This window comes from Bacteroides sp. AM32-11AC (genome assembly GCF_003603515.1).
Lineage (GTDB): Bacteria > Bacteroidota > Bacteroidia > Bacteroidales > Bacteroidaceae > Bacteroides > Bacteroides uniformis.
The window spans coordinates 189,542-205,896 of record NZ_QTNH01000005.1 but is presented as its reverse complement, the minus strand read 5'-3'; the positions used below and the strand labels follow the sequence as shown (position 1 = coordinate 205,896).

The window sequence follows — 16,355 nt, the reverse complement described above, 5'->3', positions numbered from 1 at the left end:
TTAATTTTAATTCCTTAATTCCTCCTACATCATTGTCAGTAATATCATCTGTCCCGCCAGAATACGCAGGAACATTGTCAATGGATATACCGTGGAGTAACCTACTGCCGGAGCATCATTGCCTGATGTCTGATTGGCGTATGCCAATGCGGGAGGGTCTGTGTTGCTACCTGCTATCAAACCCATCAGGGTGAAGTAGTTCACTTTGCAGTAGAAACGGGCTATCATACCGATTATCAACAAGGGGATAACAGTTATCAGGAATCCATAGCCTACATACAGTAATCCGCTACCTTCTACTACTGTTTGTACAAAATGCTCACCAGCTTCTATACCGACACTGGCAAGGAAGAGCACGATACCGATTTCACGCAACATCAAGTTGGCACTCATGGTGGTGTACGTCACAAGATGCATTTTGTGACCGAAACGTCCGATGAGGATGGCAACTACCAGCGGACCACCAGCAAGACCTAACTTAACCGGTGTCGGCATACCCGGGAATGCAATAGGGAGGCTTCCCAGCAGGATTCCCAAAAAGATTCCCACAAAAATAGTTACGATATTCGGAGTGTCCAAACGTTTCAACTGATTACCCAATACGCCGGCTACACGTTCTACGGCATCCTGCTGGCCTACCACCATTACACGGTCACCTACCTGAAGTACCAGATTGGGATCGGCAAACAAGTCCATACCCGAACGGTTGATACGGGTTACATTTACACCGTACATGCTGCGGAAGTGGAGGCTTCCCAGTTTCTTGCCATTGATTTCAGATTTAGTGACGAGGATACGGCGGGAAACCATCGGAGTGTCCTGTTTTTCCCAGTCTACGTGTATTTCTTTTCCGATAAAGGCGGTTACCGCTTCGGCATCTTCTTCGGAACATACGATGAAGAGCTGGTCTCCTACGTGGAATATTGTTTCATGATTGGGGATACTGACGTGCCCCTCGTGGCGTATGCGCGAACATACAAACGGGCGTCCCAGAAAATCCTTTATCTGGAGCAGGGTCTTTCCGGAAATTGATTCATTGCGTACCTCGAGGTGAAGCATGTGCGGCTGATGCTTTACATCTGCTTCCTGCGTATTGAGTTCCTGTTCCTCCTTCTTGAGGTTCACCCGGCAAATATAGCGGATGGCTATGATGGAACCTATGATACCTACCACACCAAGCGGATAGGCGCAGGCATATCCCAATGCAATGGGGTCTCCCGTATAGTTTATCTGGTTCAGGGCTTCTTGTGCGGCACCCAGACCCGGAGTATTGGTTACGGCACCATAGAGAATACCTACTATCATTGGCAGGTCTATCCCTCCGTCAATGAAGTAGATGCTCAATGCTACTGCGATATTCAGCAACACGATACCGACAGCAAGCATGTTCAGCCGCATACCCCCTTTCTTAAAGGAAGAAAAAAAGGAGGGCCCGACTTGCAGACCGATACAGAATACAAATAAAATCAAACCGAATTCGCGGATGAAATGCAAAATGTGTGTTTCGCCCGTGAAGCCAAAATGGCCCATCAGGATACCGGCAAAGAGGACGAATGTAACCCCCAACGATACCCCGAAAATCTTAATCTTACCCAGCAATACGCCCACAGATATTACGAATGCATACAAACAAACGATGTGAGCGACAGATGAAGAGTCCCATAGCAAGCTTTCTAACCAATTCATAGTACCTATTAATATGTCGTTTTTTAAAATTTCGCGCAAAAATACTTAATAAAAAGGAGGTGGCAAAGGCTTTGTGGTACTTTTTGCTATATCAACTTTGCAAAAGTAGAGTATGCTTCCGGTGAATACGCTGAATCCGTATGGGCACGGAGTCATCTGTTAGTGCAATTTTCTCTAAAAAAAGATTTTGTTCTAAGTATTTCCTTATATTTGCAAGTCTCTTGATGACAAAAATGAATAGTATTCATCTATTTAAATTTTAAATAAACTATGGCAGACAGTAAAGAAAAACTCTTCTCCGACTTTTCTCCCGTTTCCACTGAGCAGTGGATGGAGAAAGTTACCGCAGACCTGAAAGGGGCGGATTTCGAGAAGAAGCTCGTTTGGAGGACAAACGAAGGATTTAAGGTGAAACCTTTCTACCGTATGGAGGACTTGGAAGGTTTGAAGACAACAGATGCTCTTCCCGGCGAGTTTCCTTATCTCAGAGGTACCAAGAAAGACAACAATGAATGGCTTGTTCGTCAGGAAATCAAAGTGGAATGCCCCAAAGAGGCCAATGCCAAGGCGTTGGACATCTTGAATAAAGGTGTAGATTCACTCTCTTTCCATGTAAAGGCCAAGGAATTGAACGCAGAGTATATTGAAACTTTGTTGAAAGATATCTGCGCGGAATGTGTCGAGTTGAATTTCTCTACCTGCCAGGGGCATGTGGTGGAACTTGCAGAACTTCTTGTCGCTTATTTCCAGAAAAAGGATTATGACTTGACGAAATTGCGGGGCTCCATCAACTATGACTACTTCAACAAGATGCTGGCCAAAGGTAAAGAAAAAGGTGATATGGTGTCAACAGCCAAGGCGCTGCTCGAGGCTACCGCTTCCCTTCCGAAATACCGTGTATTGAATGTGAACGCGTTGACATTAAACAATGCGGGTTCTTATATTTTCCAGGAACTGGGTTATGCTTTGGCTTGGGGTAATGAATATATGAATCAGTTGGTTGATGCCGGTCTGCCGGCTGCAATGGTAGCCAAGAAGATTAAGTTCAATTTCGGTATCAGTTCCAACTACTTCCTTGAAATAGCCAAATTCCGCGCTGCACGTATGCTGTGGGCTAATATTGTGGCTTCTTACAGTCCCGAGTGTCTGCGCGACTGCGACAACAAGGGTAAAGATAACGAATGCCGCTGTGCAGCCAAGATGAAGATTCATGCGGAAACTTCTTCATTCAACTTGACTTTGTTTGATGCACACGTAAACTTGTTGCGTACGCAGACTGAGGCGATGAGTGCCGCCCTTGCCGGCGTTGACTCAATGACGGTTACTCCGTTCGACAAGACTTATGATGCTCCTAACGAATTCTCTGAGCGTATGGCGCGTAACCAACAACTGCTGTTGAAAGAAGAATCGCACTTCGATAAAGTTATTGACCCAGCTGCAGGTTCTTACTATATTGAGAATTTGACCGTCTCTATTGCCAAGCAGGCTTGGGACCTCTTCCTCGCTGTAGAAGAAGACGGTGGTTTCTATGCTTCCGTGAAAGCCGGAAAAGTGCAGGCTGCCGTAAACGAGAGCAACAAGGCGCGTCATGCCGCAGTTGCCAAGCGCAAGGAAGTGCTGTTGGGTACTAACCAGTTCCCCAACTTTAATGAAAAGGCGGGAGATAAGAAACCGGTTGAGGCTACTTGCTGTTGCGGCGGCGGACATACCTGCGAAAAAGATGTTCCGACACTGAACTTTGACCGTGCTGCCAGTGAATTTGAAGCGTTGCGTCTCGAAACAGAGGCTTCCGGCAAACGCCCGAAAGCGTTTATGCTGACTATCGGTAATCTGGCCATGCGCCAGGCACGTGCACAGTACTCTTGCAACTTTCTGGCTTGTGCCGGATACGAAGTTGTGGATAACCTCGGTTTCCCCACCGTAGAAGAAGGTATAGAAGCAGCTATGGCTGCCAAGGCCGACATCGTGGTATTGTGTTCAAGTGATGATGAATATGCAGAATATGCTGTTCCTGCCTTCAAGGCTCTGAATGGCCGTGCCATGTTTATCGTAGCCGGTGCTCCTGCTTGCATGGACGACTTGAAGGCTGCCGGTATCGAGAACTTTATCCATGTCCGTGTCAACGTATTAGAGACATTAAAAGAATTCAACGCCAAACTTTTGAAGTAAGCAACTTCAATCGTAAATCGTAAATCGTCAAATCGTAAATAACATGATGCGAAAAGATTTTAAAAACTTAGATATATATGCCGCTTTTCAGCCCGTCAACGGTGCTGAGTGGCAAAAGGCTAACGGCATCCATGCTGATTGGAAAACGCCGGAACACATTGAGGTGAAGCCTGTTTATACAAAAGAAGACCTTGAGGGAATGGAACACTTGGGCTATGCTGCCGGGCTTCCTCCTTATCTGCGTGGTCCGTACTCGGTGATGTATACGTTGCGTCCTTGGACCATCCGCCAGTATGCAGGCTTTTCCACAGCGGAAGAATCAAATGCCTTTTACCGTCGTAATTTGGCTTCCGGACAGAAAGGTTTGTCCGTAGCTTTCGACTTGGCCACTCACCGTGGCTACGACCCCGACCACGAACGTGTAGTGGGTGACGTTGGTAAGGCAGGTGTATCTATCTGTTCCTTGGAGAATATGAAGGTGTTGTTCGATGGAATTCCTTTGAACAAGATGTCCGTCTCTATGACTATGAACGGTGCCGTACTTCCTGTTATGGCATTCTACATCAACGCAGGTCTGGAGCAGGGTGCCAAGTTGGAAGAAATGGCTGGTACTATCCAGAACGATATCTTGAAGGAATTCATGGTGCGTAATACCTATATCTACCCGCCTGCATTCTCTATGAAGATTATCTCTGACATCTTTGAATATACTTCCCAGAAAATGCCTAAGTTCAACTCTATCTCCATCTCCGGCTACCACATGCAGGAAGCGGGTGCTACGGCAGACATCGAGTTGGCTTACACCCTGGCAGACGGTTTGGAATATCTGCGTGCCGGAACGGCTGCGGGTATTGACATCGATGCTTTCGCACCGCGTCTCTCTTTCTTCTGGGCCATCGGAACGAACCACTTTATGGAAATTGCCAAAATGCGTGCCGCACGTATGTTGTGGGCAAAGATTGTGAAGCAGTTCAACCCGAAGAATCCGAAGTCGCTGGCTTTGCGTACGCACTCCCAGACTTCCGGCTGGTCGCTGACAGAGCAAGACCCGTTCAACAATGTGGGCCGTACTTGTATCGAGGCGATGGCTGCTGCATTGGGACATACTCAGTCACTGCATACCAATGCTCTTGACGAGGCTATTGCCTTGCCGACGGATTTCTCTGCACGTATTGCACGTAATACGCAGATTTATATTCAGGAAGAAACTTACATTTGCAAGAATGTAGACCCATGGGGTGGCTCTTATTATGTGGAAAGTTTGACCAATGAGTTGGCTCACAAGGCTTGGGAATTGATTCAGGAAGTAGAGAAACTGGGCGGTATGGCAAAAGCCATCGAAACCGGCATTCCCAAAATGCGTATCGAAGAGGCTGCTGCGCGTACACAAGCTCGTATCGACAGCGGTTCACAGACCATTGTCGGTGTGAACAAGTATCGTCTGGAGAAAGAAGCTCCGATTGATATTCTTGAAATTGACAATACGGCAGTTCGTCAGGAACAGATTGAAAACCTGAAGCGTCTGAAGGAAGGACGTAACCAGGCAGAAGTAGACAAGGCGTTGGGAGCTATCACTGAATGCGTAAAGACTGGTAAGGGCAACTTGCTGGAACTGGCAGTCGAGGCAGCTCGTGTCCGTGCTACTTTGGGAGAAATCTCTTATGCTTGCGAAAAGATTGTAGGACGTTATAAAGCAGTAATTAGAACTATATCAGGCGTGTATTCATCAGAAAGTAAGAATGACAGCGACTTCCACCGTGCTTGTGAATTGGCGGAGAAGTTTGCGAAGAAAGAGGGACGTCAGCCTCGTATCATGGTAGCAAAGATGGGGCAGGACGGCCACGACCGCGGTGCCAAGGTTGTTGCAACCGGATATGCCGACTGTGGTTTTGATGTGGATATGGGACCCTTGTTCCAGACACCGGCCGAGGCTGCCCGCGAAGCGGTTGAGAACGACGTTCATGTAGTGGGAGTTTCTTCATTGGCTGCCGGACACAAGACATTGGTTCCGCAGATTATCGAAGAACTCAAGAAGTTGGGACGTGAGGACATCGTAGTGATTGCCGGTGGTGTAATCCCCGCACAAGACTATGACTTCCTTTACAAGGCAGGCGTAGCTGCTATCTTCGGCCCCGGTACTCCGGTTGCCAAGGCTGCTTGCCAGATATTGGAGATTTTGTTGGATGAAGAATAATCCGACACGTTAAATGTTAAAAAAGGACGGTGTGCGTTTGCATATCCGTCTTTTTTTCTTAATCTGTGTTATAGAACATACTTTTTTAGTTGGATAATTTGCAGATTTATCAGAAGTCCGTATCTTTGCAATGTGTTTTTCATAGTATTAGATTTAAGGTTAACAAAGGTTGGAGTACAGCGGTACTCCTTTTTTTATGTTCATATGTCAGCTTTTGGGGAGAAAAAATTACCAGGTCTATGTTATCGTTCCTTGCTTATCGTTTCGTTCTTGCCCCCTTTTTATTACCTTTGTCCCACTAAATAAAATAGCGAATGATAGTTTGTATTGCCGAAAAGCCCTCTGTGGCGCGTGACATAGCCGATGTATTGGGAGCGAGAGAAAAGAAAGATGGATACATCGAAGGAAATGGATACCAGGTGACCTGGACATTCGGTCATCTTTGTACGCTGAAAGAGCCGCATGAATATACCCCTAATTGGAAGTCATGGAGCTTGGGAAGCCTGCCCATGATACCTCCCCGTTTCGGCATTAAGCTGATTAGTAATCCCACATACGAGCGCCAGTTCCATACGATAGAGAACCTCATGCAACATGCCGATATGATTATAAACTGCGGTGATGCCGGTCAGGAGGGAGAATTGATACAGCGCTGGGTGATGCAGAAGGCCGGGGCGCGTTGCCCGGTGAAACGCCTCTGGATTTCTTCGTTGACGGAGGAGGCTATCCGCGAGGGCTTTGCCAAGCTGCGCGATGCGTCGGATTTCCAGCCTTTGTACGAAGCAGGCTTGTCGCGTGCCATCGGCGACTGGTTGCTGGGGATGAATGCCACCCGTCTTTATACCATAAAATACGGGCAGAACCGGCAGGTGCTTTCTATCGGTCGTGTGCAGACACCGACGCTGGCATTGATTGTAAACCGTCAGCTGGAAATACAGAATTTTGTTCCCAAGCAATACTGGGAGCTGAAGACCGTCTATCGAGATACCACTTTCTCCGCCATCCTCCGGAAAAGTGAGGAGGAACTGGTACTGGAAGCCGAGAAGCAGAAAGAGGCTATAGCTGCCGGGAAGAAACCTAAAAAAGAAGAAGAGAACCGGGGCATCGACCCCATTACCGACCGCGAACGTGGGCTTGTTTTATTGAACCAGATTAAGAATTCTCCTTTTACCGTGACGGATGTCACCAAGAAAGAGGGGAGGGAGGCGCCACTCCGCTTGTTTGACTTGACTTCTTTGCAAGTGGAATGTAACAGGAAGTTTGCCTATTCCGCTGATGAGACGCTGAAAATCATCCAGTCTTTGTATGAGAAGAAAGTGGCTACCTATCCACGTGTAGACACTACCTATTTGAGTGATGACATCTATCCCAAATGCCCTGGCATCTTGAAAGGTCTGCGTGATTACGAGACATTTACAGCCCCTTTGACAGGAACTGCATTGTTGAAGTCCAAAAAGGTTTTCGATAACTCGAAGGTAACAGACCACCACGCCATTATTCCTACCGGCCAGCATCCGCAGAATCTGACGGATATGGAGCGTCGCGTATTCGATTTGATAGCATGCCGTTTCATTGCTGTATTCTATCCCGATTGTAAGTTTGCCACTACCACCGTATTGGGAGAGGTAGAGAGCATAGAGTTCAAGGCCACCGGCAAGCAGATTCTGGAACCGGGTTGGCGTGTTATCTTCGGCACCCCCTCGGCACAATCGCAGGAGGAGAAAGAGGAAAAGGGAGAAGAGGAGAATGTGCTTCCGGCTTTTGTGAAAGGAGAAAGCGGGCCGCACGTTCCCGATTTATATGAGAAGTGGACGCAGCCGCCCCGGCCTTATACGGAAGCCACCCTGCTGCGTGCTATGGAAACGGCGGGCAAGCTGGTGGATAACGACGAACTGCGTGATGCGCTGAAGGAAAATGGTATCGGTCGTCCGTCTACCCGTGCAGCCATCATCGAGACGCTGTTCAAACGAAACTATATCCGCAAGGAAAAGAAGAACCTGATAGCCACTCCTACCGGTGTGGAGCTGATACAGATTATCCATGAGGAGCTGTTGAAGTCGGCGGAACTGACCGGTATTTGGGAGAAGAAACTGCGTGAGATAGAAAAACGAACTTACAATGCCGGACAATTCTTGGAAGAATTGAAGCAGATGGTATCGGAAGTCGTGATGAGTGTACTTTCTGATAACAGCAACCGCCACATCACCATCCAAGCGCCTGCTCCCGAAAAGGGCAGTAAGGCTTCTGCCAAGACAGAGGCTGCCGATAAGCCGAAAAAGGAGCCGAAGAAAAGAGCACCGAGAAAGTCTGCCGCCGCAGGTAAAAAGAGGGAACAGGCTTCGGGCGCTGTGGCAGCTTCAAGTGTGGAGGTTCCCGTACAAGCTGACGATTTCGTCGGTCAGCCTTGTCCGCTTTGCGGAAAAGGTACCGTTATCAAGGGGAAAACGGCTTACGGTTGTTCCGAATGGAAATCCGGATGCACATTCCGTAAGCCGTTTGAATAAGGGTAATCACATTAAATAATTCTCTCCGCCATGTATTTCCAGAGGGGAGCAGCCATCAGCGCCTGGCGGATGCTTCCTTGCTGCAGCAATTCCTTGACCTCTTGCAAGGAAAGCAGGTGTACGGTTAGGTTTTCCGTATCTTCCAACTGTTGCTCGGAGATTTTCTCCACGTCCGTAGCCAGGAAACAGTAGGTAATGTTGGTGTGGGTACTTGGATTGGGAGAGATTTGCATGAACTCTTTCCATACTCCGTTTCCATAGCCGGTTTCTTCCAAAAGTTCCCGTTGTGCGGAAACCATCGGAGAGCCGTCCTCTTCTTCGCATACCCCTGCACAGAGCTCATAGGACGTTTCTTGTATGCCATGCCGGTATTGGCGGATAAAGACAAATTGTCCATCACGGGTGATGGCAATGGTATTCACCCAGTTTGGATATTCCAATATATAATAGGAGGGGATGTGGTTGCCGTTGGGTAGCACTACATGGTCCTTACGCACAGTGAGCCACGGAGCCCGATGAAGGTATTCGCTGGATAAGACGGTCCAGGTGTCTTTTGATTTTTCCATAATGGTAAAATTGACTATATTTTAAACAGCATCCCTCCGATATTATCTGTCGTGGCTCCCGTCACCGAGGCGAGGCATCCGGGTGTGTCCACCATATAGAGGGCACCCAGGAAAGCAAAGATTAGGGCTTCCTTGTATTCTATGATTTGCCGGCTGGGAATCACGATTTCACACGGACACAAGGCGTCGATACGTTCTATGAGGAACTTGTTGAATGCACCTCCACCGGTAATCAGCAGTTTTCCGTTACCATCGGGCAAGGGGCGGGCGGTGATGATGCGTGATATTTGCCAGGCGGCATGCTCGTAAAAGGTACGTAGCATATTCTCCATACTCAAGCCATAACGCTCGAGCATGGGATATACCAGCGTTTCCACCCACTCCCGTCCCAATGACTTCGGTCCGGACTGATGGTAGAAATCCATTCCGTTCAGTTCGTCCAGCAGTTCTTGGCAGATGTTGCCTTGCCGTGCTATCTCGCCGTCACGGTCAAATTCCAATCCTATTTGCCGGCAGTAATGGTTGATGACGTAATTCACCGGACTGATGTCAAAAGCGATGCGCCGCCCGTCCTGCTCGAATGAGATGTTGGAGAAACCGCCGATATTCAAACAGAAGTCGTAGTCGGCAAAAAGCAACCGGTCGCCAATAGGTACGAGTGGAGCGCCCTGCCCACCCAGCATGATGTCCAGCCGCCGGAAATCCGAAACGGTAGGTATACGGGTTTCAGCGGCAATGGCGGCTCCGTCACCTATTTGGTACATGATTCTCTTTTGAGGCTCATGGAAGATGGTATGCCCGTGGGAGGCGATAATATCGGGGTGGACTCCAAATTCTTGCATGAACTCGTTGACACGTTCACCGAGAAACTTTCCATAGGAGCTGTGGAAAGTGATGAACTCCAAAGCACTCATTGTCTGTGCACCGGTACCCAATATCTGCTTCATGGCGTCGGGGTAGCTATAGCCTTTTGCACAGTCTATGTGGAAAGACCATTTTCCGGCTTGCTGCCGGAAAGTGCAACAACATACGTCCAGCCCGTCAAGGGAAGTGCCGGACATCAGGCCGATGGCTTGAATTTGGAAGTCTTTCATCCTGATTTTCTTGTTTTATTTATAATTGAGGTAGAATTCGACAACAGCTTCTATTCCTTTACGGAAGATGTCCAACGGTATATTCTCATTAGGTGAGTGGATGGCGTTGGATTCGAGCCCGAAGCCCATCAGAACGGTTTTGATGCCCAGTACTTGCTCGAAAGTGGAGATGATGGGGATACTTCCACCCCGACGCACTGCCAGCGGTTTCTTTCCAAAAGCTTTTTCAAAACCTTTTTCGGCGGCTTGGTAGGCGGGTAGGGTGATGGGACATACATATCCTTGGCCTCCATGCATCGGAGTGACTTTTACCTGTACTGAATCCGGCGCTATGTCCAGAATGTAGTCGGCAAAGAGCCGGGATATCTTGTGGTGGTCCTGGTGGGGAACCAACCGGCAGGATACCTTGGCGTATGCCTTGGATGGGAGCACGGTCTTGGACCCTTCACCCGTATATCCGCCCCAGATGCCGCATACGTCGAAAGACGGACGGCAACTGTTACGTTCCAGCGTACTGTAACCTTTCTCTCCGAAAAGTGCTTTTACATGGATAGCCTTTTTGTATTTCTCTTCGTCGAAAGGAATGCGGGCTATCATGTCGCGCTCGGCTTGGGGAACTTCTTCCACATCGTCATAGAAGCCCGGTACGGTGATACGTCCCTCTGCGTCCGTCACTTGGCTGATTATCTGGCAAAGTACATTGATGGGGTTGGCAACAGCACCGCCGAAGTGACCGCTGTGTAGGTCGCGGTTGGGGCCGGTCACTTCTATTTCCCAATAGGCTAGTCCGCGCAGTCCGGTGGTCAGTGAAGGCAGGTCTGCACCAAGCATGCTGGTGTCCGAAACCAGAATGACGTCTGCTTTCAGCAACTCTTTGTGCTCCTGGCAGAAGCTTTCTAAGCTGGGCGAACCGATTTCTTCTTCTCCTTCGAAGATGAATTTTACGTTGGTTTGCAGCAGTTCGTTGCGTACGAGGTATTCAAACGCTTTCACTTGTATGAAAGATTGCCCTTTGTCATCATCAGCACCACGTGCCCAGATATGTCCGTCGCGTATTTCCGGCTCAAAGGGGGCGCTTTTCCAAAGTTCGAGAGGTTCGGCTGGCATCACGTCGTAGTGGGCATATACCAATACGGTCTTGGCGTCCGGGTCTACGATTTTCTGTCCAAAAACAATCGGGTTACCTTTGGAGGGCATTACGAGGGCTTCATCCGCTCCGGCTTCGAGCAGCAACTGTGCCCAGCGTTCGGCGCAGGCAAGCATATCGTCGTGATGCTCGGGTTTGGCACTGATGCTTGGAATGCGAATGAGGCTGAACAAGTCTTCCAGCATTTTAGGCTCGTTCTCGGTGATGTATTTCTTTATTTCCATGGGTGAATATTATAGTTGTGTTGTTCTGTCAATCAGGTAATAATCCAACAATGTCATTGCTGTCATTGCTTCCACGATGGGTACTGCGCGTGGCAATACGCACGGGTCATGGCGTCCTCGGGCTTTCAGGGTGGTGTCTACACCGTCAATGTTCACGGTGTGTTGCTCCATCAGTACGGTTGCCACGGGTTTGAAGGCTACACGGAAATAGATGTCTTGCCCGTTACTGATTCCACCTTGTATACCGCCCGAATGATTGGTGCGGGTCTCGATACGTCCGTTATTGTTGTAGAACACATCATTCTGCTCCGAGCCTTTCTGCTTTAATCCCTTGAAACCGTCTCCATACTCGAATGCTTTTGCTGCATTGATGCTGAGCATGGCTGCTCCAAGTGCTGCATGGAGCTTGCCGAATACGGGTTGTCCCAGTCCGATGGGGCATCCTTTGACGACACAAGTCACCACTCCTCCGATGGTATCTCCTTCTCCCTTTATCTTGAAGATGAGTTCTTCCATTTCTTTTGCCTTCGCCGGGTCGGGGCAGCGGACCGGATTGGTCTCTATCAGGTCGAGGTCGTATGCGGTATAATTTTCTTCAAGGCGGATAGGACCTACTTGTGAAGTGTACGCCGTGATGTGTATACCCAGCTGCTTCAGCGCCAATTTGGCCAGGGCACCCGCTACTACACGCGAGATTGTTTCACGGGCTGATGAACGTCCACCTCCGCGGTGGTCGCGGATGCCATATTTCACTTTATAAGTATAGTCGGCATGTGACGGTCGGTAGACTTCTTTCAGATTATTGTAATCGTCAGAATGTTGGTTTTGGTTCCATACAATGAATCCTATGGGGCAGCCTGTGGATTTTCCTTCGAAGATGCCGGAGAGGAACTCCACTTTATCACCTTCTTTCCGGGCGGTAGTGATACGTGACTGTCCGGGGCGGCGTCGGTCGAGCTCTGCCTGGACGAAATCCATATCAATGACTATTCCTGCAGGGAATCCGTCTATCACTCCTCCCACGCCCTTACCGTGCGATTCCCCAAAACTGGTAAGACGGAGAATATTTCCAAATGAGTTGAACATATCAAATGCTTTAAAGGTTTATATATGAGGTTAATGTGCCAATACGCTTTATAAGAAATGCTTTTGACTTTATAAAGATAACAACTTTTTTTGGGATTCGTTTGAACAGAATACATTTTTTTGCAAACAATAGTCCCTTGTGACGAAGATTTTATGCCGTATTAGGGCAGATCTTAATCTTTGGGTCGCATAAATTTATTCGTTATACCCAGGTTATACTTTCGTTAAACCATTGTATAGCGAAAGTATAACCTGGGTATAACGAAAGTATGACCTTAGTCTAATGAATTATAATTGGTGGAAAAAGTAGTTGGTTTCCGGTACCCGGCTAATTAAAATTAAAAATAGTAATGATTATCTTTAATATGTTAGTAAAACGTACCTTAAAAAAAGAACATCCTTTTTTTAGAAAAGACCTTGTCTGGTATTCTTGAAAAGTGTTACTTTGCACCTTTGATTTAAAATTGGGAAATTAATAGCTTCTTTGGAAGCTTTTTATTAACTAAACAAGTACTCAAAAAAGTATGAAAAAGAATTTATTTTATTTATTTGCATTGATCTGTTCAATGAGTTTATTCACGGCTTGTAGTGATGACGATGATGATACTTGGCAGCAAATTCCTCAGACAGAGTTGTCTGGAGATAAGGCTGATTTGACTGTCAATGGCGTGAAATCAACCTCTGGTTCTGTTCAAATGTCTGTTAAAAATGAATCTGAGGGTATTTTAACCTTGAAAAATGTAATTCCAGGTTATGAGAATGTGCCTGTTAATGTTGAATTACAGAAACAATCAGGTGATTCTTTTATTTTTGCAGGTACTGCAAAATTGAATACAGCTCCAGCCATAACGAAAGAAACTGCAAGCGTTCCGGCTATCATGACTGTTGAAGTAAGCGGCACTGTTTATTTGGATGGATCTATCAAAGTTGATATGAAAGCTTCTGGATTGGGATTATATGTAGGTACTTACAATGGAGAAAAGCTGGCATTGAAATATGGTGGCTCAGTAATGGTTGGGAAAACGGCTGTTTTGAGTGCTGTGGATGGTAGCAATATGGAGCTTGTTTTGCAAGGTGTTGTTCCGGGAGAAGATCAAGTGAAGATTTCCAATGTGCAACCTGATGCTTCCGGAAGTTTTTCTGGTGAAGCTACTACGGCGGCAAATAATACGGTTAAGTATTCAGGTTCATTTTCAGCTGCTACCGGAGTGCTTTCTTTGGAGTTGAATGCAACTCTGGCAAATACATCCGATTGGGCAAAGACTTATGAACTCGCACCCTATTCAACAGTTGAAGGCTTTGAATGTATGGGAATGACATTGGCCAATTATCCAGTTGCCGGAGCTCTTTATTCTACTTGGAAAGCAAATGTAATGGAAGAGGGTGTAGTAACGGAAAAACCGGAAGAATATGTTGACCTGATGACTGGCTTGTTCAGATGTTTGGGAGGAGCTTTGCTGCCACAGACTTTGCATGGTGTAACTTTGTCAGCGGATGGTAATATTACTGCCGATTATGTTGCTAAGCCCAATATCGTTTTTGAAGCGAGTTGGATGATGGGAGTCATCATGTCCGGTGCTTTTCCTGCACAAGATACAATTAAGGATTTAGTAGCGGAAAGTGGTTGGACAACTTCACCTAAGAATTTGGCCTATTGGTTCCCGAAAGATGGCAAAATTTATGTAAAACTTGATATTGCTTCCATTTTAGCTACAGTCGGAGGTGAAAATATGGGTAATCTTAGTGGAATCATAGAACAAGTGTTGAACGGTCAGCCGGCTATGATTAAAGAACTTTTGAAGACTGTTGGATTTGATTTAGACAAGGTTAGTGATGCTTCTTTTGAGCATTTGCTGGGTATGGTTAAGAATGGTTTTCCTATGGTACCGGTTTCAAAAGATGGACATACATATTTATATTTAGATAAGGATGTATTCGACCCGTTGTTCAAAATGACCGATACGGGAGAAGTTGATGATTGGGGAAGTCCTGTTTATGCATCTGATTTTACTTATATTTGGGATGCTTTGGCTGCCTCTGGCATATTGCCGGAAGAAGCTAAGGCTGCAGGAATATTTGTGCAGTTGATTGGTAACTATTGGAATCTTTCTGCTCAAACCTCAGAATTTAATTTGGGATTGGATTTGATTGCGAAGTAAACTGATTTATGCATGGAACCGTATTTTGAAGTAGTTCCATAGCTATATAAAGAGTTCTCTCTTTTCAATTTGATAGAGAGAACTTTTTTTATTCTTTTTAAGCGTACTTCGCCCTTTAAATTTAAAAGATTTTATGGCCCTTTTAGAGGCTTTCAATATACTGAAACTATTAAAAATATGAAGAAAAAGTTGCTTTACTTATTTGCATTGATTTGTTCTATGAGTATGTTTACTGCTTGTAGTGATGATGATGACAAACCAAACTGGAAAAAGCTGCCTACACAAGAAATTTCTGCCGGAAACTTGGCTTTGACAACAAATACTTTACCGCAAGTAGGTGCAAGTGTCAAATTGGCTATGGTAGATGAAAATAATGGGGTGCTGACTTTGACTAAAGCAATCAGAGGTGTCAATGAGATTGAGATTGATGTAGTTGTTACAGAACAAACAGGTGGGCTCTTTCAGTATCAGGGGACGGCCTCTGTTCCGACAACAAAAGTAGTATCTGAATTGGTTAGTTCCATTGCTGTGAAAGTTAATGGTAATATAACTATGGATGGTAAAGCTAAAGTTGAAGTGACGACGGAAACTTCAGGGGATTTGGTGAAGAAGTGGTTGCTTTGTGATAAGCTTTACACTACCACGGGAACTGATGTGAAAAGGAGACCTTATGCGCCTGCCAAGATAAATTTACTTTCAACTTATAGTGGAGGTAAAACAGCTGATAATATAAGCAATTTGGGCAGTGGAATTTTGTCGGCTGTGATGGTGAAACTGCTAAAAGATGTAGAGTTCAAGGCAGACGGGAATATTGTAGCTGATTATGCACAAGAAATCAATATTGAAACAGCTGATATTGTTAAAGGTATATTGTCAAGTTTGCCTTCTACGAGCAATGTTTCCTGGGTGACTTCTCCGACAAATTTTGCTTATTGGTATGTTAGTGGCGACCATATCAATCTCGTATTGAATCTTTCAAGCATTATCAATAAGATCATGGAAAATCAAGATGGTGCTGATACTAAAAATACGGTTGCTTTAACGGAAATTCTGGAAGGATTAAGAGGAATGAAAGGTGCTGAAATAAAGGCCCTCTTGTCTGGACTTTTAGGAAATCTCGGTAGCGAAGGAATTTTGTCCAAGTTGGATCTTACAAAGATTTCGGATGCAGATGTTGAAAAGTTAGTGGGTTATCTTTTGGATGGCTTTCCGTTGAATTATGAAATATCTGAGATTACTGTATCTGATGGAGTTACAATAGATAACATTTATGTGTATCTCGATAAAGACTTTTTTGATATGCTGATGCCGCTTATTTATCCATTGTTGCCGGAATTGGATGCTTTGATAGATGGTTTGGATATAAAGATATTGGGAAGTCCGGTTGGTAAATACATTAGAACCATGTTGAATATTGAATCTATGACAGATTTAGAACAGGTGTGGAAAGAGAGCACCGTATTCAAAATAGGAATTGATATTTCATCAGGTTCTCATAAAGTTTCTAAGTAGTCTTGTTAAAATAG

At 46.1% G+C, this 16,355-nt stretch carries 10 protein-coding genes; 5 read left to right on the top strand and 5 right to left on the bottom strand.

What is annotated here, in order from left to right; translation table 11 throughout:
* Positions 1–24 precede the first annotated feature (24 nt).
* Positions 25–1,686, bottom strand: coding sequence for a putative transporter (locus tag DW800_RS07265; RefSeq protein WP_005827199.1), 1,662 nt, complete (start codon positions 1,684–1,686; stop codon positions 25–27).
* A gap of 270 nt (positions 1,687–1,956) precedes the next feature.
* On the opposite strand from DW800_RS07265, the gene mutA reads away from it, so the two are divergent.
* The 3 genes from mutA to DW800_RS07245 all read left to right on the top strand — a co-directional run bounded on the left by mutA (position 1,957) and on the right by DW800_RS07245 (position 8,553).
* Entirely contained in the window at positions 1,957–3,855 is a 1,899-nt protein-coding gene (gene mutA, locus DW800_RS07260) for a methylmalonyl-CoA mutase small subunit (RefSeq protein ID WP_022401430.1), read from the top strand.
* 46 nt (positions 3,856–3,901) lie between these two features.
* Complete coding sequence (scpA, locus tag DW800_RS07255; RefSeq protein ID WP_117963686.1) at positions 3,902–6,049, top strand: methylmalonyl-CoA mutase; 2,148 nt, start codon at positions 3,902–3,904, stop codon at positions 6,047–6,049.
* Positions 6,050–6,363: 314 nt separating this feature from the next.
* Positions 6,364–8,553: a DNA topoisomerase 3 gene (locus tag DW800_RS07245; protein ID WP_117749936.1), complete on the top strand. Its 2,190-nt coding sequence runs from the start codon at positions 6,364–6,366 to the stop codon at positions 8,551–8,553.
* A gap of 11 nt (positions 8,554–8,564) precedes the next feature.
* Here DW800_RS07245 and DW800_RS07240 read toward each other — a convergent pair whose 3' ends face one another.
* From DW800_RS07240 to aroC, 4 genes are read right to left on the bottom strand one after another with little or no spacing between them, the layout of a single operon-like run.
* Positions 8,565–9,119, bottom strand: a complete 555-nt coding sequence (locus DW800_RS07240) for an NUDIX hydrolase (RefSeq protein WP_005827192.1) — start codon at positions 9,117–9,119, stop codon at positions 8,565–8,567.
* A 14-nt stretch (positions 9,120–9,133) separates the two neighbouring features.
* On the bottom strand, positions 9,134–10,213 hold the full coding sequence (locus DW800_RS07235) for an anhydro-N-acetylmuramic acid kinase (protein ID WP_057252977.1): 1,080 nt from the start codon (positions 10,211–10,213) through the stop codon (positions 9,134–9,136).
* A gap of 15 nt (positions 10,214–10,228) precedes the next feature.
* On the bottom strand, positions 10,229–11,584 hold the full coding sequence (locus DW800_RS07230; protein WP_119957936.1) for a dipeptidase: 1,356 nt from the start codon (positions 11,582–11,584) through the stop codon (positions 10,229–10,231).
* A gap of 9 nt (positions 11,585–11,593) precedes the next feature.
* Positions 11,594–12,670 carry a chorismate synthase gene (aroC, locus tag DW800_RS07225; protein WP_008664052.1) on the bottom strand — a complete coding sequence of 359 codons (1,077 nt, stop codon included), beginning with the start codon at positions 12,668–12,670 and terminating at the stop codon, positions 11,594–11,596.
* Positions 12,671–13,194: 524 nt separating this feature from the next.
* Here aroC and DW800_RS07220 point away from each other — a divergent pair.
* Complete coding sequence (locus tag DW800_RS07220; RefSeq protein WP_117749858.1) at positions 13,195–14,829, top strand: DUF4925 domain-containing protein; 1,635 nt, start codon at positions 13,195–13,197, stop codon at positions 14,827–14,829.
* Between the two features lie 177 nt (positions 14,830–15,006).
* A complete protein-coding gene (locus DW800_RS07215) occupies positions 15,007–16,341 on the top strand; it encodes a DUF4925 domain-containing protein (protein ID WP_117749857.1) in 1,335 nt (444 codons plus the stop codon).
* Positions 16,342–16,355: the final 14 nt, after the last annotated feature.

What these genes read in the sequence shown, in the direction of transcription:
- DW800_RS07265 (WP_005827199.1), bottom strand. Translation starts at nt 1,686, where the DNA reads ATGAATTGGTTAGAAAGCTTGCTATGGGACTCTTCATCTGTCGCTCAC.
- mutA (WP_022401430.1), top strand. Translation starts at nt 1,957, where the DNA reads ATGGCAGACAGTAAAGAAAAACTCTTCTCCGACTTTTCTCCCGTTTCC.
- scpA (WP_117963686.1), top strand. Translation starts at nt 3,902, where the DNA reads ATGCGAAAAGATTTTAAAAACTTAGATATATATGCCGCTTTTCAGCCC.
- DW800_RS07245 (WP_117749936.1), top strand. Translation starts at nt 6,364, where the DNA reads ATGATAGTTTGTATTGCCGAAAAGCCCTCTGTGGCGCGTGACATAGCC.
- DW800_RS07240 (WP_005827192.1), bottom strand. Translation starts at nt 9,119, where the DNA reads ATGGAAAAATCAAAAGACACCTGGACCGTCTTATCCAGCGAATACCTT.
- DW800_RS07235 (WP_057252977.1), bottom strand. Translation starts at nt 10,213, where the DNA reads ATGAAAGACTTCCAAATTCAAGCCATCGGCCTGATGTCCGGCACTTCC.
- DW800_RS07230 (WP_119957936.1), bottom strand. Translation starts at nt 11,584, where the DNA reads ATGGAAATAAAGAAATACATCACCGAGAACGAGCCTAAAATGCTGGAA.
- aroC (WP_008664052.1), bottom strand. Translation starts at nt 12,670, where the DNA reads ATGTTCAACTCATTTGGAAATATTCTCCGTCTTACCAGTTTTGGGGAA.
- DW800_RS07220 (WP_117749858.1), top strand. Translation starts at nt 13,195, where the DNA reads ATGAAAAAGAATTTATTTTATTTATTTGCATTGATCTGTTCAATGAGT.
- DW800_RS07215 (WP_117749857.1), top strand. Translation starts at nt 15,007, where the DNA reads ATGAAGAAAAAGTTGCTTTACTTATTTGCATTGATTTGTTCTATGAGT.